This is a genomic window from Thiomonas sp. DCM-2, assembly GCF_056820905.1.
The window spans coordinates 759,852-786,794 of sequence record NZ_CM165962.1; the positions used below are offsets into that span (position 1 = coordinate 759,852).

Annotated in this window: 20 protein-coding genes; 10 read left to right on the plus strand and 10 right to left on the minus strand. The window is 66.6% G+C overall.

Annotation, left to right across the window (positions count from 1 at the left end):
- Window positions 1-3: 3 nt before the first annotated feature.
- From AC1ZQA_RS03720 to AC1ZQA_RS03735, 4 genes are all read right to left on the minus strand, one after another.
- The gene (locus AC1ZQA_RS03720; RefSeq protein WP_482678479.1) at window positions 4-3,096 is read right to left on the minus strand and encodes an efflux RND transporter permease subunit; all 3,093 of its coding nucleotides are present in this window, start codon (window positions 3,094-3,096) and stop codon (window positions 4-6) included.
- Window positions 3,093-6,533, minus strand: coding sequence for an efflux RND transporter permease subunit (locus AC1ZQA_RS03725; RefSeq protein WP_482678480.1), 3,441 nt, complete (start codon window positions 6,531-6,533; stop codon window positions 3,093-3,095). The genes AC1ZQA_RS03720 and AC1ZQA_RS03725 overlap by 4 nt, the downstream gene beginning before the upstream one ends.
- Before the next feature lie 2 nt (window positions 6,534-6,535).
- Entirely contained in the window at window positions 6,536-7,825 is a 1,290-nt protein-coding gene (locus AC1ZQA_RS03730; protein ID WP_482678481.1) for an efflux RND transporter periplasmic adaptor subunit, read from the minus strand.
- 110 nt (window positions 7,826-7,935) lie between these two features.
- The gene (locus tag AC1ZQA_RS03735) at window positions 7,936-8,517 is read right to left on the minus strand and encodes a cob(I)yrinic acid a,c-diamide adenosyltransferase (protein WP_482678482.1); all 582 of its coding nucleotides are present in this window, start codon (window positions 8,515-8,517) and stop codon (window positions 7,936-7,938) included.
- 73 nt (window positions 8,518-8,590) lie between these two features.
- On the opposite strand from AC1ZQA_RS03735, the gene AC1ZQA_RS03740 reads away from it, so the two are divergent.
- Window positions 8,591-9,997, plus strand: coding sequence for an FAD-binding oxidoreductase (locus tag AC1ZQA_RS03740; RefSeq protein ID WP_482678483.1), 1,407 nt, complete (start codon window positions 8,591-8,593; stop codon window positions 9,995-9,997).
- A 25-nt stretch (window positions 9,998-10,022) separates the two neighbouring features.
- A complete protein-coding gene (locus tag AC1ZQA_RS03745) occupies window positions 10,023-10,430 on the plus strand; it encodes a VOC family protein (protein WP_482678484.1) in 408 nt (135 codons plus the stop codon).
- A gap of 7 nt (window positions 10,431-10,437) precedes the next feature.
- On the opposite strand, the gene AC1ZQA_RS03750 is transcribed toward AC1ZQA_RS03745, so the two are convergent.
- Entirely contained in the window at window positions 10,438-11,001 is a 564-nt protein-coding gene (locus AC1ZQA_RS03750; protein WP_482678485.1) for a Uma2 family endonuclease, read from the minus strand.
- On the opposite strand from AC1ZQA_RS03750, the gene AC1ZQA_RS03755 reads away from it, so the two are divergent.
- The gene (locus tag AC1ZQA_RS03755) at window positions 10,969-11,403 is read left to right on the plus strand and encodes a hypothetical protein (RefSeq protein WP_482678486.1); all 435 of its coding nucleotides are present in this window, start codon (window positions 10,969-10,971) and stop codon (window positions 11,401-11,403) included. The genes AC1ZQA_RS03750 and AC1ZQA_RS03755 overlap by 33 nt on opposite strands.
- 159 nt (window positions 11,404-11,562) lie before the next feature.
- On the opposite strand, the gene AC1ZQA_RS03760 is transcribed toward AC1ZQA_RS03755, so the two are convergent.
- Complete coding sequence (locus AC1ZQA_RS03760; RefSeq protein ID WP_482678487.1) at window positions 11,563-12,522, minus strand: DMT family transporter; 960 nt, start codon at window positions 12,520-12,522, stop codon at window positions 11,563-11,565.
- A gap of 181 nt (window positions 12,523-12,703) precedes the next feature.
- On the opposite strand from AC1ZQA_RS03760, the gene AC1ZQA_RS03765 reads away from it, so the two are divergent.
- From AC1ZQA_RS03765 to AC1ZQA_RS03785, 5 genes are all read left to right on the plus strand, one after another.
- A complete protein-coding gene (locus tag AC1ZQA_RS03765) occupies window positions 12,704-13,597 on the plus strand; it encodes a LysR family transcriptional regulator (protein WP_482678488.1) in 894 nt (297 codons plus the stop codon).
- Between the two features lie 350 nt (window positions 13,598-13,947).
- Window positions 13,948-15,585: a cytochrome c oxidase subunit I gene (gene ctaD, locus AC1ZQA_RS03770; protein ID WP_482678489.1), complete on the plus strand. Its 1,638-nt coding sequence runs from the start codon at window positions 13,948-13,950 to the stop codon at window positions 15,583-15,585.
- Window positions 15,586-15,602: 17 nt separating this feature from the next.
- Window positions 15,603-16,340 carry a Crp/Fnr family transcriptional regulator gene (locus AC1ZQA_RS03775; RefSeq protein WP_482678490.1) on the plus strand — a complete coding sequence of 246 codons (738 nt, stop codon included), beginning with the start codon at window positions 15,603-15,605 and terminating at the stop codon, window positions 16,338-16,340.
- Window positions 16,333-16,854: a DUF2244 domain-containing protein gene (locus AC1ZQA_RS03780; RefSeq protein ID WP_482678491.1), complete on the plus strand. Its 522-nt coding sequence runs from the start codon at window positions 16,333-16,335 to the stop codon at window positions 16,852-16,854. The genes AC1ZQA_RS03775 and AC1ZQA_RS03780 overlap by 8 nt, the downstream gene beginning before the upstream one ends.
- An 80-nt stretch (window positions 16,855-16,934) precedes the next feature.
- Complete coding sequence (locus AC1ZQA_RS03785) at window positions 16,935-18,071, plus strand: NAD(P)/FAD-dependent oxidoreductase (RefSeq protein WP_482678492.1); 1,137 nt, start codon at window positions 16,935-16,937, stop codon at window positions 18,069-18,071.
- Between the two features lie 30 nt (window positions 18,072-18,101).
- Here AC1ZQA_RS03785 and AC1ZQA_RS03790 read toward each other — a convergent pair whose 3' ends face one another.
- Genes AC1ZQA_RS03790 through AC1ZQA_RS03800 form a run of 3 tightly spaced genes read right to left on the minus strand, consistent with a single transcriptional unit; the run spans window position 18,102 to window position 21,418 of the window.
- Window positions 18,102-18,869: a hypothetical protein gene (locus tag AC1ZQA_RS03790; RefSeq protein WP_482678493.1), complete on the minus strand. Its 768-nt coding sequence runs from the start codon at window positions 18,867-18,869 to the stop codon at window positions 18,102-18,104.
- Between the two features lie 47 nt (window positions 18,870-18,916).
- Window positions 18,917-19,573: a cytochrome b/b6 domain-containing protein gene (locus AC1ZQA_RS03795; RefSeq protein ID WP_482678494.1), complete on the minus strand. Its 657-nt coding sequence runs from the start codon at window positions 19,571-19,573 to the stop codon at window positions 18,917-18,919.
- Window positions 19,574-19,585: 12 nt separating this feature from the next.
- A complete protein-coding gene (locus AC1ZQA_RS03800) occupies window positions 19,586-21,418 on the minus strand; it encodes a tetrathionate reductase family octaheme c-type cytochrome (protein ID WP_482678495.1) in 1,833 nt (610 codons plus the stop codon).
- 217 nt (window positions 21,419-21,635) lie between these two features.
- Here AC1ZQA_RS03800 and AC1ZQA_RS03805 point away from each other — a divergent pair, with 217 nt between their 5' ends.
- Window positions 21,636-22,478, plus strand: a complete 843-nt coding sequence (locus AC1ZQA_RS03805) for a TIGR04325 family methyltransferase (protein ID WP_482678496.1) — start codon at window positions 21,636-21,638, stop codon at window positions 22,476-22,478.
- Here AC1ZQA_RS03805 and AC1ZQA_RS03810 read toward each other — a convergent pair.
- Entirely contained in the window at window positions 22,460-25,264 is a 2,805-nt protein-coding gene (locus AC1ZQA_RS03810; RefSeq protein ID WP_482678497.1) for a putative bifunctional diguanylate cyclase/phosphodiesterase, read from the minus strand. The genes AC1ZQA_RS03805 and AC1ZQA_RS03810 overlap by 19 nt on opposite strands.
- Window positions 25,265-25,467: 203 nt before the next feature.
- Between AC1ZQA_RS03810 and AC1ZQA_RS03815 the strand changes: the two genes are divergently transcribed.
- The gene (locus AC1ZQA_RS03815; protein WP_482677102.1) at window positions 25,468-26,925 is read left to right on the plus strand and encodes an IS5 family transposase; all 1,458 of its coding nucleotides are present in this window, start codon (window positions 25,468-25,470) and stop codon (window positions 26,923-26,925) included.
- Window positions 26,926-26,943: the final 18 nt, after the last annotated feature.

Below are 26,943 nucleotides of genomic sequence, written 5' to 3' on the forward strand. Positions count from 1 at the left end.
CATTCAGGCCGGAGTGTCGATGCGCTGCGCGTGCGCGCCGCGATGGAAGCGGCGCAGCGTCCAGCGGCGCAGGCGGTCGAGTTCGAGATAGATGACCGGCGTGGTGTAGAGGGTGAGCGCCTGGCTGACGATCAGTCCGCCGGCAATCGAGATGCCCAGCGGCTGACGCAGTTCCGCGCCGTTGCCGGTGATGAAGGCCAGCGGCAGCGCCGTGCCCAGCGCGGCCAGCGTGGTCATCAGGATGGGGCGCAGGCGCAGCGTGGCGGCCTCGAAAATGGCGTCGCGCGGGCTGGCGCCGTGGTCGCGCTCGGCAGACAGCGCAAAGTCCACCATCAGGATGGCGTTCTTTTTCACGATGCCGATCAGCAAAAACACCCCGATCAGCGCGATGATGGAAAACTCGGTGTCGGTGAGTTGCAGCGCCAGCAGCGCCCCCAGCCCGGCCGGCGGCAGGGTGGACAGAATGGTCAGCGGGTGCAGCGTGCTCTCGTACAGCATGCCCAGCACGATGTAGATCGCAAAGATCGCCGCCATGATGAACAGCGGCTCGTTTTTCAGGGTGTCGGAAAACAGTTGTGCCGTGCCCTGGAAGCCGCCGCGCACTTCCGAGGGCAGGCCGATGGCTGCGGTGGCCTCGTCGATCTTGCTCTGCACGCTGCTCAGCGACACGCCCTTGTCGAGGTTGAACGAAATGGTCGACGCGACGAACAGCCCTTGGTGATTGACCGCCAGCGGCGTGTTGGTCAGTTCATAGTGCGCCAGCGCCGACAGCGGCACACGCTGGCCCTTGCTGCCGACGAGATAGATGTCGTTCAAGGCGCTTGCATTGTTCTGGTACTGCTGCGCGGCCTCCATGACCACGCGGTACTGGTTCAGCGGCGCGTAGATGGTCGACACCAGCCGCTGGCCGAATGCGTCGTTGAGGGTCTGGTCGATGGCCGACACCGCAATGCCGTAGCGCGCGGCCGCTGCGCGGTCGAGCACCAGCGAGAGCTGCAGGCCGCTGGCCTGCTGGTCGCTGTTGACATCGTTCAGCCCCGGAATGCGCTTGAACGCGGCGAGCACCTTGGGCTCCCACTCGCGCAGCAGGTTCAGGTCGGACGCCTGCAGGGTGTATTCATACAGCGCCGCCGACGGCCTGCCGCCGGCGCGGATGTCCTGCACCGGAAACATGAAGGTCTGCGTGCCCGGCACCCGCGCCAGCGCCCGGCGCAGCTCGACGATGATGGACTGCACGCCCTGCCGCTGGGCGAGCGGCTTGAGCTGCATGAACATGAACGCGCTGTTGGTCGTGCCGCCGCCAGTGAACGCCACCACGTTTTCCATGCCCGGGTTCTTGCGCACGATGGCGACGATTCTCTCCAGCTTCTTGCTCATGTCCTGAAACGAGATCGACTGATCGGCCTGCACCGAGCCGATCAGCAGCCCCGTGTCCTGCGTGGGGAAAAAACCCTTGGGCACGACCTTGAACAGATACACCGTCAGGCCGATGGTGGAAAAGAACAGCACCAGCATCAGCAGCGGATGCAGCAAGGCCCAGCGCAGGCTGCGGGCGTAGCCGTGGTGTACCGCATTCCAGCCGCGTTCGAGCCGTGAGGCAGGCTGCGCACCGTGCGACCGAGGGCGCAGCCAGCGCGACGCCAGCATCGGCGTGACCGTGAGCGACACCAGCAGCGAAATGCCGATCGCCACCGACAGCGTGACCGCAAACTCGTGGAACAGCCGCCCGACGATGCCGCCCATGAACAGCACCGGGATGAACACCGCCACCAGCGAGAGGCTCATCGACAGCACGGTGAACCCCACCTCGCGCGCGCCCTTGAACGCCGCGGCCAGGGGCGAAAGCCCTTCCTCGACATGGCGCATGATGTTTTCCAGCACCACGATGGCGTCGTCCACCACGAAGCCGGTGGCCACGATCAGCGCCATCAGCGACAGATTGTCGAGCGAGTAGTCGAGCAGCCACATGGCCGCAAATGTGCCCACCAGCGACAGCGGCACGGCGATCGCCGGAATGAGGGTCGCGCGCCAGTCGCGCAGGAACAGCCAGACCACGCCGATCACCAGCAGCACGGCCAGGATCAGGGTGTTTTCCACCTCCTTGAGCGAGGCGCGGATGGTGGTGGTGCGGTCCGACATCAGCGTCACCTGGATCGCCGCCGGAATCGACGCTTCGAGCTGCGGCAGCGCGGCCTTCACGCCCTCGACCGCGTCGATGATGTTCGCCCCCGGCTGGCGATAGATGATCAGTTGCACCGAGGGCTGGCCGTTGGCCAGGCCCATGTTGCGGTCGTTCTGCAGGCCTTCAAAGACGTTCGCGATCTGGTCCAGCCGCACCGCAGCGCCGTTCTTGTAGGCGACCACGATGCGTCGGTACTGCGCCGGGGTGGAGATCTGGTCGTTGGCGCCCACCTGCCAGCGGTGCGCCGCATTGTCGATCGCGCCCTTGGGCGTATCGACATTGGCCGTGGCAATGGCCTGGCGCACCTGCTCCAGGCTCAGCCCCATGCCGTTGATCCGCGGCAGGTCGAGCTCCACCCGCACCGCAGGCAGTGCCGCGCCGCCCACGGTGACCGAGCCGATGCCTGCGATCTGCGAAATCTTCTGCGCGAGGATGGTCGAGCCCGCGTCGAACATCTGCCCGCGCGACAGCGTCTTGGAGGTGAGCGACAGGATCATGATCGGTGCATCCGCCGGGTTGACCTTGCGGTAGGTCGGGTTGCCGGTCAGCCCGCTGGGCAGCAGCGGCAGCGCGGCGTTGATCGCGGCCTGCACCTCGCGCGCGGCGTCGTTGATGTTCTTGCGCAGTTCGAACTGCAGGATCACCCGGGTCGAGCCCAGTGAACTGCTCGAGGTCATCTGCGTGATCCCGGCAATGGTGCCCAGGCTGCGTTCCAGCGGCGTGGCCACGGTGGCTGCCATCACCTCCGGGCTGGCCCCGGCCATGCTGGCATTGACCACGATGGTCGGAAAGTCCACCTGCGGCAGGGGCGACACCGGCAGTTGCCGGAACGCGATCAGCCCGGCCAGCAGCACCGCCAGCGCCAGCAGACTGGTGGCGATGGGGCGACGGATGAACAGCGCCGAAGGGTTCACCGCCTTCCCTCCTCATCCCTCCCCACGCGCGGGGAGGGAGCGACTTCACCTCCTCCACCCGTGGGGGCGGTCGGGTGGGGGACGCGCCGCTTGCGCCATGCCCCCGCCCGATGGCTCAGCCGGTCAAAGGCCAGATAGATCACCGGCGTGGTGAACAGGGTGAGCACCTGCGACACCAGCAGCCCGCCGACGATGGCGATGCCCAGCGGCTGGCGCAGCTCCGCGCCCATGCCGGTGCCCAGCGCCAGCGGCACCGCGCCGAACAGCGCGGCGAAGGTGGTCATCAGAATCGGCCGCAGCCGCAGGTGCGCGGCCTGCAGCATGGCTTCCTCGGCGGGCAGCCCCTGGTTGCGCTGCGCGTCCAGCGCAAAGTCCACCATCAGAATCGCGTTCTTCTGCACGATGCCGATGAGCAGGATGATGCCGATGATCGCGATCACCGTGAGGTCATGCCCCGTGCCCATCAGCGCCAGCAGCGCACCGATTCCCGCCGACGGCAGGGTGGACAGAATGGTCACCGGGTGGATGTAGCTCTCGTAGAGCACGCCGAGCACGATGTACATGGTGGCCACCGCCGCGAGCAGCAGCCAGAGCTGGTTGGACAGCGCCGACTGAAACGCGCTGGCTGCGCCCTGGAATGCGATCACATCCGAGGCAGGCAGGGCAGCCTCCCGCGCCGCCTGCTCGATGGCGCTCACCGCTTCGCCCAGCGACACGCCGGGCGCGAGCTGAAAGGAGATCAGCGCCGCCGGAAACTGGCCGAGATGGTCGATCGCCAAAGGCGTGGCGCGCTGCGCGATGGTGGCGATGCTCGAAAGCGGCACCGCCTGGCCGTTGCTCGTGAGGTAGATGTCATTGAACGCCCGCAGCACCCCGCCCACATCTTGCTCCCTCCCTGCGGGCGGGGCGGGTTGGGGTGGGGTGGCCGCCGCACCGTGCGCGCCCTCCAGCCCGAGCACCACCCGGTACTGCGCCGACTGGGTGAAGATGGTCGACACCAGCCGCTGGCCGAAGGCGTTGTACAGCGCGCTGTCGATCGCGCTCATGGTGATGCCCAGCCGCGCGGCCGCGCTGCGGTCCACGTCCACATAGGCCTGCAAGCCCTGATCCTGCAGATCGCTGGTCACGCCGGCGAGCTGCGGCAGCGCCTTCAGGCGCTCCATCAGCGCATTGTTGGCGCGGGAGAGTTCGGCGGCGCTGGTCGCCGACAGGCTGAACTGGTAGGGATAGCGGCTGGCGATGTCGTTGATGGTCAGGTCCTGCACTGGCTGCAGGTAGGCGGCAATGCCCTCCACCTGCGCCGCGCGGGCATCGAGCCGGGTGATGAGCGCCTGCACCCGTGGGCGCTCGGCCAGCGGCTTGAGGTTGATCAGCAGCCGGCCGGTGTTCATGGTGGTGTTCACCCCGTCGATGCCGATGACCGACGACACCGAAGCCACCGCCGGGTCAGCGAGCAGCGCATCCACCAGCGCCTGCTGGCGCGCGGCCATCGACTGGAACGACACATCCTGCGGCGCCACGGTGGTCGCCTGGATCATGCCGGTGTCCTGGGCCGGAAAAAAACCCTTGGGGATGAGCACATACAGCAGCACGGTCAGCACCAGCGTGCCCACGGCCAGCAGCAGCACCAGCGGCTGGTGCCGCAGCACCCAGCGCAGCGCGCGGGTGTAGGCGGCCGACAGCCGATCGAACGCCTGCCCGGTGGCGCGGAACAGCCGCCCCTGCCGGTCTTCGGGCGTGTGCCGCAGCAGCCGCGCCGAGAGCATGGGCGTGAAGGTCAGCGACACCGCGGCCGAGATGACGATGGCCACCGCCAGGGTGATGGCGAACTCGCGGAACAGCCGCCCGACCACATCGCCCATGAACAGCAGCGGAATGAGCACCGCGATCAGCGAAAAGGTCAGGGTGATGATGGTGAAGCCGATCTGCCCCGCGCCCTTGAGCGCGGCCTTGAGCGGCGGCTCACCGGCCTCGATGTAGCGCGAGATGTTCTCGATCATCACGATGGCGTCGTCCACCACAAAGCCGGTGGCAATGGTCAGCGCCATCAGCGTGAGGGTGTTGATCGAAAAGCCGAACAGATACATCGCGCCGAAGGTGCCCACCAGCGCCAGCGGCACCGCGGTGGCCGGAATGAAGGTCGCGCGCGCGCTGCGCAGAAACACGAAGATCACCAGCACCACGAGCAGCACCGCGAGCAGCAGCTCGAACTGCACATCGGCGATCGCCGCGCGGATGGTCACGGTGCGGTCGGACAGCACGGTGAGCTGCGCCGCTGCGGGCAACTGCGCCTGCAGGCTGGGCAGCAGCTTGTGAATCGCATCGACCACGGCGATCACGTTCGCACCCGGCTGGCGCTGCACGTTGATCACGATGCCCGGCTTGCCGTTGACCATCGCCGCCTGCCAGGCATTCTCGGCGCCGGTGGCGATCGTCGCCACATCGCCCAGCCGCACCGGCGCGCCGTTCGAGTAAGCAATGATCATGTCGCGGTACTGCTGCGGCGACTGCAGCTGGTCGTTGGCGTCGATGCTGAACGCCTGCTGGCTGCCGCTGATGCTGCCCTTGGGACTGTTGACATTGGCCCCGCTGATCGCGGTGCGGATGCTGTCCATGCTCAGCCCGAGCGCGGCCAGCGCCGGGCCGTTGACCGTCACGCGAATCGCCGGCTTGTGTCCGCCCGACAGCGTCACCAGCCCCACGCCCGACACCTGCGAGAGTTTCTGGCTCAACCGCGTGTCGGCCAGGTCGTACAGCGTGGTCAGCGGCAGGGTGGACGAGGTGATGCCCAGGGTGATGACCGGCGCGTCGGCCGGGTTGACCTTGGCGTAGATCGGCGGCTGCGGCAGGTCGGACGGCAGCAGATTGCTCGCCGCATTGATCGCCGCCTGCACCTCCTGCTCGGCCACACTGAGCGACAGCGACAGATCGAAACGCAGGGTGATGACCGAGGCGCCGCCCGAGCTCACCGACCACATCTGCGCCAGCCCCGGCATCTGCCCGAACTGCTGCTCCAGCGGCCCGGTGACCGAGGAGGTCATCACATCCGGGCTGGCGCCGGGGTAAAGGGTGGTGACCTGGATGGTGGGGTAGTCCACCTCCGGCAGCGCCGCCTGCGGCAGCAGCCGGTAGCCGACGAACCCGGCCACCAGCACCGCGATCATCAGCAGCGTGGTGGCAATCGGCCGCAGGATGAACAGCCGCGAGGGGCTGGGGCGGTCTTCGAGGGGAGCTTCCTCCCGGCTTGGTCCACCGTCCTGCTCCCTCGCAGCAGGCGGGGAGGGCTGTGGAGGGGTGGGATCGGCTGTGCTGTTCGCAGCTGCTTCCCCCTCCCAACCTCCCCCATGGGGTGGGGGAGGAGCAAGTTTTTCATGCGCCATCCCCGCGGGCGGGGAGGGTGGGGGTGGGGTGGATGGACCGTCCTGCGTCGCGCTCATGGTCAGCGCGCTCCGCTGGCTGCGGGTTTATGCGCTGATGGGCGCGCGGTGCCGCTGCCACCGCTGACGGCAGCCTGCACGACCTTGACCGTGCGGCCATCCCGCAGGCGGTCCAGCCCGTCGGTGACCACGCGCTCGCCGGGTTGCAGGCCGCTGACGATCTGCGTGAGGTTGTCGAACGCCACGCCGGTCTTGACCACGCGCATCTTCACCTTGTCGTCCGCACCGATCACATAGACATAGGTGCCGGGGGCGCCGACGGCGACCGCGGTGGTCGGCACCACCACGGCATCGGGGATGGTGCGCACCAGCAGCCGCACATTGACGAACTGGTTGGGGTAGAGGGCCAGCGCCTTGTTGCCGAACTCGGCGCGCAGGTTGAGCGTGCCGGTCGTGGCGTTGATCTGGTTGTCTGCGGCAACCAGTTTGCCGGTTTCGAGCAGCTGGGTGTTGCGCGCGTCCCAGGCCTGGGTGGGCATGGTCTTGCCGGCCATGAGCTGGCCCACCACTTCAGCGATGTTCTGCTGTGGCAGCGCGAAGGTCACGTCCACCGGCTGCACCTGGGCAATGGTGGCAATCGGCGAGGCCGAATTGGTGCTGGTGCTGGTGTTGCTGCCGACCGCGCCGTTGGTGGTGACCATGTTGCCGGCGTCCACCGGGCGCAGTCCGGCCAGGCCCGCCACCGGCGCGGTGATGCGGGTCCAGCTCAGCTGCAGCCTGGCGTTGTCGAGCGCAGCCTTGTTGGCGTCGAGCGTGGCCTTGAGCTGCGCCACGGTGGTGCGCTGATCGGACACCTGCTGCGCGGAAATCGAATCCTGCTGCAGCAGGGTTTCATAGCGCTGCAGATCACTTTGCGCGCCGCTGAGCTGCGCCTGGGTCTGTTCGACCTGCGCCTGCGCCTGCTCCACCGCGATGCGGAAGGGGCGCGGGTCGATCTGCGCGAGCAATTGCCCGGCCCGCACCATCTGCCCCTGCCTGTAATCCACGCTCTGCAGCAGCCCGGCCACGCGTGGCATCACGTTGACGTAGCTGCGCGGCGTGACCGTGCCCAGCGCGGTGAGCCACACCGGCACGGCTTGCGCACGGGCCACCGCGGCGGTGACCGGCTGCGGCGGCATCTGACCTTTTTCCATGCCGCCCTTCCCACCGGGCATCTGTGCCTGCGCTGGATGGGCACCGTCCACCAGGGCCAGGCCGCCAGCGGCCAGGAGCGCCAGGCCCAGCGCGCCCCAGAGCCAGCGGTGCAGGGTCGAAGCAGGGCGGTGCGAGGCGGGGTTGGCGTGCGGGGTCATGGGCGGGATGTCGCGGAGGAAAGACAGGTCGAAGCGTGGTTGGTACATCCTGCCTGCACGACATCAAATTCGTGTGCAGGCTGTGTGAAGAAGTTTGTCGCCAAGGCAACTCACGCCTTGGGCGGGCGCTGGTGGTTCCAGTAGACCTCGGTACTGGCGGCGTCGCCCGCGCGGTTGAGGGTGCGTGCCAGCACGAACAGCAAATCGGACAGGCGGTTGAGGTATTGCAGCAGCTCGGCGCGCAGCGGCGAGGCAGCAGCGTCGGCACTCTCGCACGCCACGGCCACGACCGCGCGCTCGGCGCGCCGCGCCACGGTGCGGCAGATGTGCGCCTGCGACGCCGCCTGCGTGCCGCCGGGCAGGATGAATTCGGCCAGTGGCGGCAGCTGGGCGTTGTAGTGCGCAAGCGCCTCGTCCAGCGCGGCCACCTGCTCCGGCTTGAGCAGGGTCATCCCCGGCACCGACAGCTCGCCGCCGAGGTCGAACAGATCGTGCTGGACCTGCCCCAGCAGTGCGTCGATCGCGTCCGGCAGCCCCATGCTGCGCAGCAGCCCGAGGTGGGAATTGAGCTCGTCCACCTCGCCCAGCGCGTGAATGCGCGCGGCATTCTTGAGGCAGCGCGAGCCGTCCCCCAGGCCGGTGGTGCCCGCGTCGCCAGTGCGGGTGGAAATGGCGGTGAGGCGGTGGCCCATCAGTTCGTCTCCCAATCGTCAACGGCGTATTCTTGCCGAAAGCCTCAACACCCGCGTTTTGCAAGGACACGCCATGAACGCTCCACTCAGCCCGAAAATCCTCACACGCCCCGCGCCGCCCGCGCTTCTCGAGGCGCTGGCCACACGTTTCGGCGCGCAGCTCTCCACCGCGCCGGCCGTGTGCGCGCAGCACGGTCGCGACGAATCGCCGTTCGACGTGCCGCCGCCCGCTGCCGTGGTGTTCTGCGAAAGCACGCAGGACGTGGCCGATGCGGTCAAGCTCGCCGCGGCACACGACTATCCGGTGATCGCCTTCGGCGCGGGTTCCTCGCTCGAAGGCCAGCTGCTCGCGGTGCAGGGCGGCATCAGCCTGGACCTCACCCGCATGAACCGGGTGCTCGACATCGCCGCAGAAGACATGCTGGCCACCGTCCAGGCCGGGGTGACGCGGCTGCAGCTCAACGACGCCCTGCGCCACACCGGCCTGTTCTTCCCCATCGACCCCGGTGCCGACGCCACGCTGGGCGGCATGACCGCAACGCGCGCTTCCGGCACCAACGCCGTGCGCTACGGCACCATGCGCGAGAACGTGCTGGCGCTGACCGTGGTGCTCGCCGATGGCCGCGTGGTGCGCACCGGCACGCGGGCGCGCAAGAGCAGCGCGGGCTACGACCTCACGCGGCTGATGGTCGGCAGCGAAGGCACACTGGGCATCATCACCGAAGTCACCGTGCGGCTCTACCCACAGCCCGAGGCCGTGGCCGCCGCGGTGTGCTCCTTCCCCGACGTGGCGCAGGCGGTGGACTGCACCATCGCCATCATCCAGGCCGGCATTCCCATCGCCCGCTGCGAGCTGATGGACGCTGGCGCGGTGCGCGCGGTCAACGCGCACGACCATCTCGGCCTGCCAGAGCAGCCGCTGCTGCTGATGGAATTCCACGGCTCGCCCGCCGGGGTGCGCGAACAGGCGCAGGCGGTGCAGGCCATCGCCGCAGAACACGCGGGCTCCGACTTCGCCTGGGCCGACACCCCCGAGGAGCGCACCCGGCTGTGGAAGGCGCGGCACCACGCCTACCTTTCTGCGCTGCAGACCAAGCCAGGCTGCCGCTGCGTGACCACCGATACCTGCGTGCCGATTTCGCGTCTGGCCGAGAGCATCAACGCCACCATCGTCGAGGCCGACTCAGCCGGGCTGCCGTATTTCGTCGTCGGCCATGTGGGCGATGGCAACTACCACATCGGCTACCTCATCGACCCCGCCAAACCCGAGGAGCGCGAACTCGCCGAGACGCTCAACGCCCGGCTGGTGCGCCGCGCCCTCGCCCTGGGCGGCACCTGCAGCGGCGAGCACGGTATCGGCCTGCACAAGCAGGATTTCCTGATCGAAGAAGCCGGCAGCGACGCGCTCGATCTGATGCGCGCGATCAAGCACGCGCTCGACCCCAAGGGCATCCTCAACCCGGGGAAGATTTTTGCGTAGCTGCTGCGTTCAGGACGACATCGCCATGTTCACCTACCTCATGCTCGGCACCAACGACCTGCCACGTGCCGCTGCGTTCTACGACCCGCTGATGGCCGCGCTGGGCCACGCGCGCTGCGTCACCGAAGCCGACGACCCCAGCCACGAAATCGGCTGGGGCCGCTATGCCGACGAAGGCCGCGTGGAGTTGGCGTTGTGGCTATGCAAGCCCTTCAACGGCCAGCCCGCCACAGTCGGCAACGGCAGCATGATCGCGCTGACCGCCACAAGCCGCGAGCAGGTCGATGCCTTCCACGCCGCCGCGCTGGCACATGGCGGCCGCAGCGAAGGCGCACCGGGCCTGCGGCCGCACTACGGCCCCGACTTCTACGCCGCCTACGTGCGCGACCCCGACGGCAACAAGCTCGCCGCCGTGTGCCGCGCCACGCTGTAAACGCAGATCAGGCGGGTAGCGGCTCGACGCCGGCGAACACTTCCGCCATCGGAACGCGCAGTTGCACGCTGGCGAGTTCCAATTCGGCCGCATCGGTGAAATCGTGCAGCTCGAACAGGTTGCGCTCGTTGCGTCGGAAGACTTCCACGCTGCGGCTGTCCGGGTCGATCAGCACATATTCGCGCAGGTCGGCAATGCGCCGATACGTCGCAAACTTCAGGCTGCGGTCGTACCCCTGCGTGCTGTCGGACAGCACCTCCACGATGAGCGTGGGGTGGCGAAACACCATCTCCGTGCGCAGGTCGTCCGCATGGCAGGTGACGAACACATCTGGGTAGAACACTGCATCGTCAGCCACCTGCACTTTCAGGCTTTCGGTGAACACCTCGCACGGGCTGCCGCGCAGGGCGGATTTGAGCGCGAGCGCCACGTTCAGGGACACCATGCCATGCACCCGCCGCACACCCACCATGGCGAAAGTCTCGCCACGGTAAAACTCGTGCCGCTCGGGCTGCGCGTTCTCCCAGGCGAAATAGGCATGCAGATCGAGTTTCGGTTCGGCCAGTGCCATTCGCAATCCTCATCAATGGTGCAAACAAGAACCAGTGTATTCCCGCCCAGTTTGCTGTGTGGCGACCATTCCATCGCGCTCTCCGGTCTCATCCTCGCCGACCTCGGTCAGCTCGACCTCATCAAAAAGGTCAGCGGCAGCCAACGCGAAACCATCGTCCGCGAAGCATGGGCCCGCAAACTCGGCAACCGCTGCGCCATCGACTGGGTGCTCGACCAGCACAAGGAAAAGAAACCCAAGGAACCGATCATCCGCGACAAGTTCGACAACTACGAGCTCAAAGACCACAAGAAAAGGGTCATCGACCTGCTGCGGCGCGTGGCCATGGTCAGCGTAGGGACGATGCGGATCACCAAGGTGGCGAAAGGCGCCGTGGGGCGAGCGCGGAATGGAAGCGGATGAACGTGTCATGTGCGTTGCCAAGGCACGATGTTTTTCCCTCCCAACCTCCCCCAAGTCGTGGGGGAGGCGTGTTTGCTTTCTCCCCTGCAGTGGGGAGGGTTGGGGTGGGGAGCGGTGGCGCCAATTTAACCTCCAGTATGCTGGAGCAACAGCCGCCCATTAGCCCTGCGGACAGGTGCGCACGGCTTGTCCGCGCGACAGCAAGGTCTTCAGACGTGGATGCGCCAGCGCGCTGTTGAGCACCAAGGCAAACATCACCAGCCCCGCGCCCAGCAGTTCTGCGCCGCTCAGGTGCACGCCCTGGAACAAGGCGATGCCGAAGGCCGTCACCGGCACGAAGTTGATGAACAGCACACCTACCGAGGCGCCCACGCGCTGAATGCCTGCGTTCCAGCCCAGCACCGCGATGAAGGCGGCGATGAACACCAGGTAGGCCAGCCCCCAGGCCGACTCGCGCAACACCGGCGACGTCGGCATCTGAGCGTGGCCCAGGGCCACCGCCAGAGCCGCGATGGCCACGATGCTCAGGGCGCCGAAGGTGCAAGTCCAGGCGGTGAAGCGCAGCGATGACCAGGCCGGATACCGGTGCGCGGCCAATGTGTAAATCACCCAGCACAGCACGCCCAGCAGCACCAGCCCGTCGCCGCCGAGGTGGTTGTCCGCCAGCAGGTGCGCCGGGTTGCCGTTGCTGAGCACCAGCGCCACGCCGAGCAGGGACAGACCGATGCTCACCCAGGTGCCCGCGCTGGGACGTACTGCGTTGAGCGCCCAGTTGACCATGGCACTGAGCAGCGGCATGAGCGCGATGATGATGGCGGCCTGCTGCGGCTGGGTGTGGCGCAAGCCCTCGTAGCCCAACAGGTTGAAGCCGGCGAAACCCAGGCTACCCAGGGCGGCCAGTTGCCAGCCCTGGCCGTCGAGCCGCCATGCGGATCGGCCTTCCTTCCAAGCCAGTGCCAGCAGGAAAAGCGGCGCAGCGAGCCCGTAGCGGATGGCAGTCATGACGAACACATCCATATGCACCATCATGGCCTTGGCCAGCGGCAGCATGCCGCCCCAGGCCATGGCCGCCACACCCAACACCCCCAGCGCCTGGGGAAAACTCAAATTCCGCTTCATGGTGTCCTCCTGGAAGTTGTCGATAGCCCCGGGCCTGAGCTGTTCGCAGTCGGTCCCCGTGGATGCAAGCGCCTGGCTTTGCAGCCTGGCCTCACGAGAACAGCAGCGTAAAAATTTCCGTAATATTTATAAAGATGCACAATTAAAATTATTTGTTTCCAATATAGAAATAATAGGAGGCATGATGCTTGATCTGGACGCATGCCGCATCTTTACCCGCGTGGTGGAGACGCATTCGTTTTCCGCGGCCGCGCGCAGTCTGGGCCTGTCGCTGCCCGTGGTGAGCAAACAGGTGGCGCGTCTGGAACACCAACTGGGCACGCGCCTGCTCAACCGAACCACGCGGCATCTCAGTCTCAGCGAGGCGGGGGCGGCGTTTTACGCACATTGCGGGCAACTGCTGGAGATCGCCCAGACAGCCGAGGCCGCAGTGAGCCAGTTCCACGAATCTCCGCGCGGACAGCTGCGGGTGAGCGCACCTGTGGCGTTCGCCAACGGCAGTCTGGCGCCGCTTCTGCCCGCCTTTCTCGAACGCTACCCCGATGTGCGGTTCGAACTTGACGCCAGCGATCGTCAGGTCGATCTGGCCGAAGACGGCTTTGACCTCGCGATCCGCCTGACCGCGCGTCCTCCCGAGGGGCTGGTGGCACGGCCGTTGCACCGCATCCGGCGGGTGGCCTGCGCGGCTGACGCCTATCTACAGCGCCACGGCACGCCGCAGATCCCGCAGGATCTGGCACAGCACAACTGTCTCATATACCCCCAGGCCGAGGGCGCGGGCACCTGGGCGTTCGAGCAGGACGGACGCGCCCTGGTCGTGCCGGTGCGGGGCAGCTTTCGCAGCAACAGCAGCGAAGCGCTGCGGCGTGCCGCCTGCGCCGGCATCGGTGTGGTGTACATGCGCGACTACGCCGTGCGTCAGAACCTGCTTGACGGCTCGCTGCGTGAAGTGCTCGCCGCCTACGCGCCGCCCAGCCGTGCCGAGCTATTCGCCCTCTACCTGCCAAACCGCTACCTGCCTCCCAAGGTGCGGGTCTTCATCGACTATCTGGTGGAGTGTTTCGACCCGGCGTGAGCCGTTTGCCCGGGCATGATCTGGAACGCGTCATGTGTGGACCGCGATCTATGGGCGCCATGTCCAGCGCCAGAAGTTGCACCGCACTTGAACAGACATTCGGTCTGGTCGAGCCCACCGTCCTCAATGACCGCAGAACGGATGGCGGCTGATGGCGAAATTCCGCGATCTCTTGATCTGCCTCACTTCAGTTCTCCAAAACCCTGAGGGCTTCCCGCAAGGGCTGCGTACAGAATGCTGCGCAGCATGTTGCCGGTTTGCTGCGCTGTCCCGTGTGGGCCGCAGGGCGCCAGACGAGCGCCCGCACCGCAGCCATCCCGGCGCGAACTTCCCCCTGAAAGGAGCTCTTCATGAGCGTCGTGCTCGACCCCGTGCATGCCCCGTCGCATGCGGCTGATCATGCCCACGCCCACCCCGTCGGCTGGCGGCGCTGGTTGTTCTCGACCAACCACAAGGACATCGGCACGATGTACCTGATCTATGCGCTGGTGATGCTGTTCGTCGGCGGCATCCTGGCGCTGGGCATTCGCACCGAGCTGTGGAAGCCCTACGTCTGGCTGATGAACCCGGAGCTGTTCAACGCCTTCGGCACCATGCACGGCCTGATCATGATTTTCATGGCGGTGATGCCCGCGCTCACCGGGCTGGCCAACTGGATGATTCCGCTGCAGATCGGCGCGCCCGACATGGCGTTTCCGCGGCTGAACAATCTGAGCTTCTGGCTGCTCGTGCCCGCCGCGGTGCTGGGGGTGGCGGCCTTTCTGGTGCCGGGCGGCGCACCCGGCGTGGGCTGGACGCTGTACCCGCCGCTGAGCCTGCAGCAGGGCATGGGCATGGATCTGGTCATTTTCACCGTGCACCTGCTCGGGGCGTCGAGCATTCTGGGGTCGATCAACATCATCGTCACCATCCTGAACCTGCGCGCTCCCGGCATGACGCTGATGAAAATGCCGCTGTTCTGCTGGGCCTGGCTGATCACCGGCTACCTGCTGATCGCGGTGATGCCGGTGCTCGCCGGCGCGGTGACGATGACGCTGACCGACCGTCACTTCGGCACCAGTTTCTTCACCTCCACTGGCGGCGGCGATCCGGTGCTCTACCAGCACCTGTTCTGGTTCATGGGGCATCCGGAGGTGTACATCCTCATCCTGCCGTCGTTCGGCATCATGAGCTCGGTGGTGCCGACGTTCTCGCGCAAGCGGCTGTTCGGCTACAGCTCGATGGTCTATGCCACTGCGTCCATCGCCATTCTGTCGTTTCTGGTCTGGGCGCATCACATGTTCACCGCGGGCATGCCCACCGTGGGGCAGCTGTTCTTCATGTACGCCACCATGCTGATCGCCGTGCCCACCGGGGTGAAGGTGTTCAACTGGATCGCCACCATGTGGCGCGGCTCGCTGTCGTTCGAGACGCCGATGCTGTTTGCCATCGGCTTCATCATCGTGTTCACGATTGGCGGCTTCACCGGGCTGATGCTGGCCATGGTGCCGATCGACACCCAGGTGCACAACACCTACTTTGTCGTCGCGCACTTTCACTACACCATGGTGGCCGGCACGCTGTTTGCCATTTTCATGGCGTTCTACTACTGGTCGCCGAAGTGGACCGGCACCATGTACAACGAAACCGCCGGGAAAATCCACTTCTGGCTGTCGATGATCGGCTTCAACCTGACCTTCTTCCCGCAGCATTTCCTGGGCCTGGCGGGCATGCCCCGGCGCTACATCGCCTACCCGGTGCAGTTCACCGACTTCAACCAGATCTCGACCATCGGCTCGTGGATCTTCGGACTGGCGCAGGCCTACTTCGTGTTCGCGGTGGTGATTCCCGTGCTGCGCGGACAGGGTGACAAGGCGCCGCAACGCCCCTGGGAGGGCGCCGAGGGACTGGAGTGGGAAGTGCCGTCGCCCGCGCCGTTCCATACCTATGAAACCCCGCCACGGCTCAATGCCGACGCCACGCGCGTGCTCGCAGCAGAGGCGCACTGAAAGCCAGACGGCTCAAGATGCTGCGCGACCTGCATGCCTGCGGCGGCTGCGGCAAGCAGACCGTTTGCGCCCTGCTCGACGCCGGGGCGGAGTTTCCGCAACCGCAGGGCGTGGAGATTCGCCAGCAGGAGTTCTGCGCCGACGCGCCGATTGAGGTCGACGGCGACTGCCTGCTGGCGGTGAAGTCGGGTGTGGTCAAGTCGGTCTGCCGCGATGCGCAGGGCAACACCCGCGTGCTGGCCTTCAGCTTTGCCGGCGACCTGTTCGGCCTGGAGGCGATGACCGACGCCGAGCACGGCGAACTGCGCCACGGCGCGGCGGTGTCGATGACCACGGTCTGCCGCATGCGCCTGAGCCCGGACGCGGCGCGGCGCGCATCGCCGCATTTCTGCGACCGGCTGAGCGCCGAACTCGCCGCGCGCCTGCGCGACAACTTTGCGCACCGCCAGATCGTGGCCGCAGCCGCGCCAGTGCGCATGGCGCATTGGCTGATGCAATGCCTGCGCGCGGCGCAGGCGCAGCGTGGCGCGCGCTGCCTCAGCCTGCCAGCCATTGCCCGGGCCGACATGGCCAGCTATCTGCATCTGCGGGCCGAGACCGTCAGCCGCATCCTGTCGGAGTTTCGGCGCAAGGGCTGGGTGCGCGGGCCGCTGCATCGCCTGGAAGTGTGCGATGCCGAGGCTCTGGCTCATCTGGCGCGCGGCATCGGTGTGAAGTCGGGTTCCGCCTCGCATCGGGAGGCCATGCATGGATGAACTGACGCTGCCCGCGCAAGCACCCGACTGGCCGCACGCCCCCGTGTCCGGCACCCTGTTGCTGCGCCCGGTGTGGCAGGACGGCGCCTGGCAATGGCGCTTTCGCCGCAACTGCGCCTTGCGGCCAGGGCAACTGTTCGGCGCGTTCGCCGTGTTCGCTCTGGCGTCCGTCGTGGTGGCCGTGCTGTTCTGGCTCCGCGGCGTGCATCTGGTGGCGCCGTTCACCGGCCTGGAACTGGCCGCAGTCGGCGCCGCGATGCTGGTCTACGCGCGCCATGCTGCAGACCAGGAACGCATCGCCATCGGCACCGACGCCATCGTGGTGGAATGGATACGCGGCAGCCAGGAGGGCCGCGCCGTGTTCGACCCGCGGCGCACCCGCATCCGGGCGCTCGACGGCGGTCTGGTGCAACTCGCCGATCGGAACCAACAGGTGCTGATCGGTCGCCACCTGCGCCCCGAGCGCCGCGCCGCGCTGGCGCGCGACCTGCGGCGGGCGGTGATGCTGACATAGAGCAATGCTGATATTTCACAATGTATGGGCGTGTGGCGAGGCCTATGCTTGTCGCAAATTTCACCCCTGAAGGTTGCTTCATGTCCGCACACTTTGTTGTTCTCGGGGCCGGGTTTGCCGGTCTGACTGCGGCGCGCACGCTGCGCGCCAAGGCACCGCAGGCGCGTATCACCTTGGTGGCGCCCAAGGCGGAGTTCGTCTACCTGCCCAGCCTGATCTGGGTGCCGACCGGGGTGCGCAAAGGCGCCGATCTGGTCATCGACCTCGCGCCGTTTTTGCAGAAGAGCCGGATCGATTTCCTCGCGGCCGAAGTGACCGGGCTGCAGGACGGCGGGCGCACCGTGCTGACCAGCGCCGCGCCGGTGGAAAACGACGGCCTGATCATCGCCACCGGCGGCCGCTTCATCAAGAAGCTGCCGGGCATCGAACAGGCCATTGCCCTGTGCGAGGGCGTGGCTGCGGCGGAAAAAATCCGCGAGCGGCTGCTGGCCATGGACAGCGGGCGCATCGCCTGCGGCTTTGGCGGCAATCCGCAGGAACCCTCTGCTGCGCGCGGCGGGCCGATGTTCGAGCTGCTGTTCGGCATCGACACCTGGCTGCGCCGCCAGCGCAAGCGCGACCGGGTGGAGCTGGTGTTTTTCAACGCCTCCGCCACCCCGGGTCAGCGCCTGGGCGAGAAGGCGGTCACCGGGCTGCTGTCGCACATGGCCAAGCGCCGCATCGACACCCATCTGGGCCACAAGGTGCTGCGCATGTCGCCCGAGGGGGTAGAGACCGAAGGCGGCCTGGTCAAGGCCGATCTGATTCTGTTCATGCCGGGCATGACCGGCCCCGGCTGGCTGCACCAGACCGAGCTGCCGCGCTCGGCCGGCGGCTTCATCCAGGCCGATGCGCATTGCGCCGTGCCCGGTTTCGAACGGGTGTTCGTCGCCGGAGATGCCGGCAGCTACCCCGGCCCGGACTGGCTGCCCAAGCAGGCGCACATGGCCGATCTGCAGGCCAAGGCCGCGGCGGACAACCTGTTGCTGGCGTTGGAGGGCAAGCCCCCGGCGCATGTGCCCAAGGCGGAGCTGGTGTGCATCGTCGATACGGTCGACTCGGGCATTCTGGTGTTTCGCGACGAACGCAAGACCGTCGTGCTGCCACCGTCGCGCGCATTCACCTGGGCCAAGCGCTGGTTCGAGGGCAGATACCTCAAGGACTACCGCGCAGGCTGAAGGGAGGCTCAAGGGGAGCTCAAGGGGAGCTCAAGGCGCCTTCTGGTCGATCAGCACATTGCCCAGATCGTCCTTGAGCTGCACTTCATCCACGCGCAGGTGCAGGGTCTGCGTCCTGGCATCAGCACCCAGCACGGTGGCGAAAATCGCCATGTGGAAGTGCACATAGTTGGCGATGTTGCCGTCGATGGTCTTCATCACTGCCGGGTCGGTGCACTGCAGATGGCGAAACGCCTCGGGGTGGTCGTAGGTGAAGTGATACGGCGAGTTGTCGAAGTAATACCCCGCGCCGTGGATGAACAGCCGGTTGTCGATCGGGTAAGCCTTGCTTGCCGCCACATACGGGTCGAGCGCGATGTCTTCCACATCGATGCGCAGCCTGGGGTGCGCCTTGTCGAAGGCGACCATTGCATCGACCTGCTGCTGCTCCTTGGCGGTCGCCCGCACCGGCTGGGGCGGATCGATCATTTCGGTGTTCGGCGTGAGGATCGCCGTGTAATCGAGCGGCTGCTTCGCATACGCGAAGACATAGGTCTTGAGCAGCACCGCGTTGTCGAGCACCACCAGGCCGTCGCGCTGCTTGATGGCATGCACGCCCAGCCCCTGGTCGATGCGCACCCGCGATGGCGAGCCCGGCAGGTCGGTGTTGGAGGCGCTCTGCAGATTGACCGGCGGCGCCGAGGCGGCAGCCGGTGTTGCGGCATGTGCGCCGACAGCCAGCCCGGCGCCGAACAGCGCCGCAGCGAGCGCGCTGCGCAGTGCGCTCGGGGCGCGGAGATTGAGGCGGGAATCAGCCATGGTGAGAAGTCCTGATCGGTGGGCGCGGCAGTTGCCGCGCAGGATGTTCAGTGTTTGTCGGCGGCGACTGCGGCAGCAGGCGCGTGCTCGTCTTCCCAGCCGGTGATCATCGATTTGATGTACGCGGTGGGCGGGTGCGCGGTCGTGCCCAGATAGACGTGCAGGATGAAGAACAGCAGCATCATGTAGGCGGCAGCGGTATGGGTCAGCCCCACCCAGCTCAGCTGCAGGCCCAGCGGCGACAAGCGAATCCAGTCATAGCTGAAGAACAGCAGCAACACACCGCTGGCCCAGATCAGCGGGTTGATCATCAGCTTGAGCCACAGGTAGGCCAGGCGCTGCAGCGGGTTGTGCTTGCGGTCGGGCGTGGGGTGGTAGGGGTGGCTTTCGCCGATGAAAATGCCCCAGGCGTAGTAGCGCGCCACGGTCAGCAGGCTTTGCGGGCGCAGGTCGGGGATGTAGTTCTTCCACGCCCCGGTGGTGAAGTGCCAGAAGATGGCGAATGTCCACAGCGTGATGAGCATCCATGCGGCGTATTCATGGATGAGCAGGGCATGCTCGAAATCGAAGCCGCCCAGATAGCCATGAATCTCGAAGCCGGTGAACAGCATGGTGATGATCAGCGCGGCCTGGCTCCAGTGCCAGAAGCGCTCGAAGCGGGTGAACTTGTAGACGCGGTGCGTCGTCGGTTTTTGGGTTGACATGGCAATGTCCTTTCAATGACGGCGGCGCAGCCACAGGCCGAAGCGGATCAGGCCGTGCAGGGTGACGCCAGCCAGCGCCAGTGCGGCAGCCAGCAGGCCGATGCGCTCCAGCCAGGGGTTGTGGTCTTTCGGTCGGTGCGGCATGTACACGCCGTCGATGTTCTGCAGCCTGCCGTCGCTGGCGTGGCACTGCATGCACGACAGCGCCTGCGTCTTGGGTGCCACCATGTGCTCGATCGGCCAGTACATCTCGGTCTTGACGAAGCCGTAATGCCCGGAATACGGCAGGTGCGCGGCCTTCATCCCGGCGGCAATCGAAGTCTGCCAGTCGTAGCTCATGGTGTACGAGTCCTTGTCGAAGCCGAAGGAGTGAAACACCGCGAGCAGGCCGCTCTGCGTGTCATACGGCTGGTTGTTGCGCATGATCTTGAACGGGAAGATCTTGGACTTGCCATCCGTCGGGCTGCCCTCGATGGCGTTGAGCTCCACCACGCCGTCCTTGTTCTTGAAGTTCTGCACCTTGTCGCCGATGTTCATCCAGCGCTCCACGCCGTTGAACCAGCGGTATTGCGGCACCACGTTCTCAGCCCACTTGAAGCTGCCCTTCACGCCCCAGTAGGTGTTCCATCCGTGGCTGTCGTTGATCACCAGCGGCGAGCCGTTGGGCGCCAGCTTGCCAGCGGTGGCGTAGTTCCACTCCATCTTCGTCGGCAGGCCACCACGGGCGAACTCGGGGATGTGGCAGGTCTCGCACGCGATGTCGCGGGTGTGCATGTTCAGCGTGGCGGCCTGGATCTGGCTGTTGAGGTCGCTGCCCTTGTGCGGCGTGGCGCCGTGGCAGGACACGCAGCTTGCCGCCTGGGTGTTGTGCGGGCTGCCGCGCATGAACTGATGATCGTGGGTCATCATGTCGGTGACGTAGCGCGAGCCGCTGACGTTGTGGTTCTCGGTCTTGTGACACTCCTGGCAGGAGAAGTTCAGACCCTTGGCGTCCATGTGCACGTCTTCGGCGCGTGCGGGGTTGGCCAGCGAGCTGTCCATGTCGCCGTGCTTCACCCCATCGCCGCCGCCGCCGTAGAAGTGGCACTGGCCGCAGGTGTAGCGCGTGGGCGCGCCCACGCTTTGCGCGATCTTGGCCAGGTCCTCGGCCTCGACATAGGGCTTGTCCGTGCCGTAGACCTCACCGCAACCGGGGCGCACCGCGATTTTTTCCATCGCCGGGTTGCCGCCGATGAACGGAATCTTGCGATAGGTCTTGGTGTGGTCGTGGCACACCAGGCAATCGACATGGTCTTGCGAGCGGTGGTCGAAGGGCACGAACTTGTCCGGATCGGTGCTGCCGTAACCCACATGGCACACGGTGCAGAACTGTTCGTTGCTGATCGGGCTGACGCAGAAGTTGTTGAACACATGGTTCTTGCCCACCAGCGTCTTGGTGGCCGGGTCGTAGGCCTTCCAGGTCCAGTGGATGGTCGACATCACCTGCTTGGCCGCGTCGGTATGGCAGCTCAGGCAGGCCTTGGTCACCTGCTCGGGCGAGGTGAATGGCCCCTTGAGCTGCGGAAACTGGCTGTGATCCTGCGGCATTTCCTTGCCGACATTGCCTTTCTGCACCGTGGGCACCACGCTGGGCACCACATGCCAGTCGTCCTGCGCTGCTTGGGCGTGCGCTGCTTGGGCGCCTTGCACCTGCACGCCGCTCTGCGCCACAAAGCTGGCGGCATCCTGCGCCTGGGCGATTGCTGCGGGCGCGAGCAGGCAGACGGCAATACTGGCGGCAGGCGCCAACCGCCGCCATGCTGCGCGCCATGGGCGGCTGCCCCGGGCTTGTCGATTCGTTTGCATGACCTGCGCTCTCGTTGAAAAGAATGGGCGAGATGCTGCGCCTGCAGGCATGCAGAAATATTGATTCTTCGCAATCGGGTTTGGGCGGCGGTTCGCTGAATCGGCTTCGTTTGATCTTGGCACGCAAATGCAACACACGGATACAGATCGGCAACTGTGATTACAAATCGGGGGTCACTTGCTGGCTGATACAGTGCACTGCACCCCGGAGATTGCCATGCCCCTGCTCGAACGCGCCCACGCCGCCCTCGACCGTCTTGCTGATCTGCCGCCACTCGGCGCGCTGCGCCGCCAGCGCGCGGAGGCCGCCTTTGCCAGCAACACCGACTCCAATCTGTTTCGCGGCATCTACCCCAGCTTCGACGCCGCGCAGGCCAGCGCGCCGCCCACCCGTCCGCTGGGCTATGACAACCCCGACGCGGCCGGCATGTATCTCGAGCGCATCAAGCGCATCTACCCGAGCGACTATCCGGTGATCTTCTGGCTGCAGAAGCTGTTTGCGCTGGGGTGCAAGACCGTGTTCGACCTAGGCGGGCACATCGGCATTGGCTACTACGGCTACCAGCGCTACCTCGACTATCCCGAAGGCCTGCGCTGGACGGTGAGCGATGTTCCGGCGGTGATGGCGCGCGGCGCGGACATTGCCCGCGAGCGCGACCCCGCTGGCCGCCTGCGCTTCGACGGCAATTTCAGCGGCGCGCAGGGCGCCGACGTGCTGCTGGCACTGGGGGTGCTGCAATACCTGCCCGACACCCTGGCGCAGCGGCTGGCTTGCCTGGACAATCCGCCGCGCCACCTCATCGTCAACCTCACGCCGCTGCATCTCCTGGACAACGGCGGGCAGGATTTTTTCACCCTGCAGAGCATCGGCACCGCGTTCTGCCCTTATCGCATTGCGGCCTACGGCCCGTTTCTGGAGGGCTTCACCCGCCTGGGTTACCAGATCGTCGACCGCTGGCAGAACCCGGACAAGCACTGCCGCATCGCCTTCGAACCCGCGCATTCAGTCGATGTGTATCACGGGTTTTATCTGCGCCGGGCTCAGGCTGCGGGCGGCTGATGGCGCAAGCCGGGCACCTGCAGGAATTGCGGCGGCGTCACCGGGCGGGAATACAGGTAGCCCTGCAACTCCTGGCAGCCCAGTTCGCGCAGCATGCGCGCCTGCGCTTCGGTTTCCACGCCTTCGGCCACGAGATGCAGCTGCGCGGCCTGCGCCAGCGCCACAATGGCGCGCACCGAGGGCAGGGCGCTGGCGTCGGTTTCCAGGTCGGTGACAAACGAACGGTCGATTTTCATCACGTCGATCGGCAGCTTGCGCAGCGCCGCCATCGACGAGTAGCCGGTGCCGAAGTCGTCGAGCGCAATGGTCACGCCCATGTCGCGCAGCGCGGCCAGCTGGGCGAATGCGCTCTGGTTGTCGTCCACCAGCAGGCTTTCCGTGATCTCCAGCTCGAGGGCCGAGGGGGCAATGCCGCTGCGCGCCAGTGCGGCGCGCACCTGTCCCACCAATTGCCCCGGGGCCAGCTGCAGCGCCGAGACGTTGACTGAAACACGTGGGACGATGATGCCCATGCGCCGCCAGTCGGCCATCTGCTGGCAGGCGGCTTCGAGCATCCACTGACCCATGGGCCCGATCAGCCCGCTGGATTCTGCCAACGGGATGAACGCGTCTGGAGACAGCAGGCCGCGCTGCGGGTGCTGCCAGCGGATCAGCGCCTCGGAGGACGACACCACGCCATCGCTGGCGCGCACGCGCGGCTGGTAGAAGGCGACGAATTCACCGCGCGCCAGCGCCTGCCGCAAGTCGGCCAGCAGCGCGGCCAGCGCACGGGCTTCGGTATCGAGCGTCGGGTTGAACAGTTGCGCCCGGCCCCGCCCATAGGCCTTGGCGGCATAGAGCGCGATGTCCGCGCAGCGCAGCAGTTCGTCGGGCGTGCGGCCGTGCTGCGGGCACAGGGCGATGCCCACGCTGGCGCCCACCTGGAAGTCGCCGCCGGGCAGATGAAACGGCTCGCTCATCGCGCGAATCACTGTCTCGGCCACAGCCTGTGCGGTGGCTGCGTCGGCCTGCGGCAGCATCAGGGTGAACTCATCCCCGCCCTGACGTGCCAGCAGCGCGTCGGCCTGCACGCGCTCGCGCAGGCGGTCGCTGGCCTGGCACAACAAGGCATCGCCAGTGGCATGGCCCCGGCTGTCGTTCACTTCCTTGAAATGGTCGAGATCGATATAGAGCAGGGCCAGATTGGGGGTCTGTCGGTCTGGGGCCAGCAGGTCGCCGAGTCGTTGGTGCAGGCCGTGGCGGTTGAGCAGGCCGGTGAGACTGTCGTGCGTGGCCTGATGCATCAGCGCCTGCTGGCGGTCCTGCGCGGCAAACGCCACCGCCAGACGGTCGCGCAGCTCGGCTGCGGCGTGCAAGGCCCCCGGCGCTGGCTCGGTTGGCAGGCCGATGGCGAGGAGCGCGCGCACCACCTCACCCTGCCGCAGGGGAAGCAGCGCCACCCAGTCGGCGGCTGGCGGCATCAGGCTGCGCAGACAGGGCGCGTCGTGCGCATGGCCACGCGCCAATGTGGCGGCGGGGACGGTTTCATCCCGCTGCAGCTGCGACCACTGCGCGTGCGCGGTGGCGTCGCAGGCCACGTCGCGCACGTCGAACACCGTCTTGTTCTGCTTGCCGCGTTGCCACAGCATGGCGCGGCGAAACACACGGCTGCTCTGCTGCCAGACGATGACCGCCTCGGCCTCGGGGTAGAGCGCCTTCAGCTGATCGAGCACCCGCTGCGCCAGGCTGTCCACCGAGGCACTGGACAGAATGTCGCGGTCGATCGCAGCCAACCCTTCCAGCGCATGAAACTGCGCGCCGAGCCGTGCGGCCATGTCGTTGAATGCGTCGGCCAGGTTGCCGAATTCATCCTTGCTGTGCACTTCCACCCGTGTGCTGATGTCGCCTGCCGCAAGGCGCCGCGTGCCTTCCGTGAGCCGCTCCAGCGGCACCAGGGTGCGGCGAATCTGCCGCTGCGCCAGCAGCCCGATCAGCAGCAGCGTGGCCACCGCCACCAGCCCCAGCCAGACCGCCAGCGGCCAGCCCAGCCAGTTCACCTGCGGGAGCGGCGCCTGCTGGGTGAACACCCAGTCGGGTGTGCCGAACTCTCCGCCCAGAAACAGCTGGAATTCAAACGGAGATGCATGGTCTGCCCCGGCTGCGTCTGTGTCTTTCTCGGCCACTTCTGCCGGATACAGCTGCAGTCCCTGCGCATTGCGCACCCGCCACACGCCGCCATCCATGGCGTCATGCACCGGGCTCCAGAGAAACTCCGGGTTGAGCTCGGCCACCCAGCGCACCTGCCCGCTTTGCAGGGCTGCGAGATACACCCGCGCAGGCTGGCCCGCCATGCTGCGTGTGCGCAGCAGCACCTGCGGCTGGCCTGCGCTTTTGCTTTCCGTCGGTTGCACGGGCGGAATGTGAGGCGTGGCGCTGAGCCAGTCTGCCCACAGAGTGGCGGCATTCGGCGAGGCCCATTCCGGTTTGCCCTGGGCAGACAGCTGCAGCAGCGCGAGGAACACCCGCCCCATGCCCGGCGGCGGCACGTCGGGTTGGGGTGCTGCCAGCGGCAGCGAGCGCAGCAACGCCTTCGCGGTGAGCAGGCGGTCGAACACCTGGCGGCTGACCTGCCGGGTCATGCGCTGCTGGCTCTGCATGTAGAGCTGGCGCGCCACCGCATTCACCGCCGTGCTCGACAACCAGTCCGACATTGCAAGCGGCACCAGCGCCGCGACGACGAACAATGCGAACAACTGCCGCGCCAGCCGGCTGCCGAACATCTGCGTGGACAGACGCGGAGGTTTCATCGGCGGTCAGCGGCGCGGTGCCCGCACGCCACCGGGCAGGAGCCAGATGCGCACCACGGCCTCAATAATTGGAGGCCAGGCCGATGTAGTCCCCCCTGCAAAACCCCTGCACCCCGCATGAATGCACACTTTGTTGTGTTTTTCGGTGCACCGAATCCCTTGAGAAACGTTATGGTGGAGGCGATTTTCTGAGGGATTTCTGGATGGCAACGCCCGACTTTTTCCGCAGCCGCATCGACGCGATGATCAACCTGGGCGACCCGCTGGCGGTGCTGGCCACACGACTGCCCTGGGCGCAACTGGAGGCGGCCATTGCCGAGAAGTTTGCGCGCCAAGTGCGCGCAGGCACCGTGGTCGAAGGCATGGACCTGTTCGGCCCCAATCAGGCACTTGTGGGTGCAGGCGCCAGTGCTGCGGGTCGTCCACGGCTGCCCCTGCGGCTGATGATCAGCCTGCTGTATCTGAAGCACACCTTCAACGTCAGCGATGAGGAACTGGTCGTGCGCTGGAGCGAGAACGTGCTGTGGCAGTTCTTCTCGGGCCAGGCGTACTTTGAACACCGCCTGCCGTGCGACGCGACCCAGGTCGGGAGGTTTCGCCGCGCCTTGGGGGAAGACGGCCTGGAAGAACTCCTCAAGGCCACCATCGACACGGCTGTGGCCACCCGCGCCGTGCAGCCCCAGGAGCTGCAGCGGGTGATCGTCGACACCACCGTGCAGGAGAAGGCCATCGCCCACCCCACCGACAGCCGCCTGCTGGAGATCGCCCGCCACAAGGTGGTGCGCAGCGCCAAACAAGCAGGCATCCCCCTCAAGCAGACCTACGCCAAGGAAGGCAAGGCCTTGCGCTTCAAGGCGGCAGGCTATGCCCACGCCAAGCAATTGCGGCGTCTGCAGCGCGTGATCAAACGCCAGCGCACGATCCTGGGGATTGTGCTGCGCGCGGTGCAGCGCACGCTTCAGGCGGCGGACTTTGTCCCGTCTTCCCCCAAAGCGCTGGCTGCGCTCCAGGAGTGGATGGCCCGGGCTGAAGCCGTGCGCACGCAGCAACCCAAAGACAAGAACAAACTCTACGCCCTGCATGCCCCGGAGGTGGAGTGCATCGGCAAGGGCAAGGCGCGCAAGCCCTACGAGTTTGGGGTGAAGACGGCCGTGGTGGTCTCGCACCAGCAGGGGCTGATGCTGGGGGCGCGCACCTTCCCCGGCAATCCCTATGACGGCCACATCCTGCATGCGGCACTGGAACAGGCCACCATTCTGATGCAGGACTGGGCCGTGACCATCCAACATGTCGTCGTCGATCTGGGCTTTCGCGGGGTGGATGCCGACAACCCGGGCCGGCACATCCTGCACCGCGGCAAGTTCAAGCGCCTGACTGCACAGCAGCGCACCTGGCTGCGCCGCCGCTCGGCGGTAGAGCCGGCCATCGGACACTTGAAGGCCGATCACCGCCTGGATCGCTGCTGGCTCAAGGGGGCGCTGGGCGATGCGCTGCACGCCCTGAGCTGCGCGGCGGGCTACAACATCAAATGGCTGCTGCGCGCCATCGTCCGTCTGGGCCTGGGCCCGGTTTTTTTGCGCCTGCTGCGCCAGGCGCTGGGGGGTGCGCGGGCGATGGGCGCCTCACCGCCCGCCCGCGGCCCCGCTTGGGCACTGGCCTGAGACTGTGGGCTCGCCGCC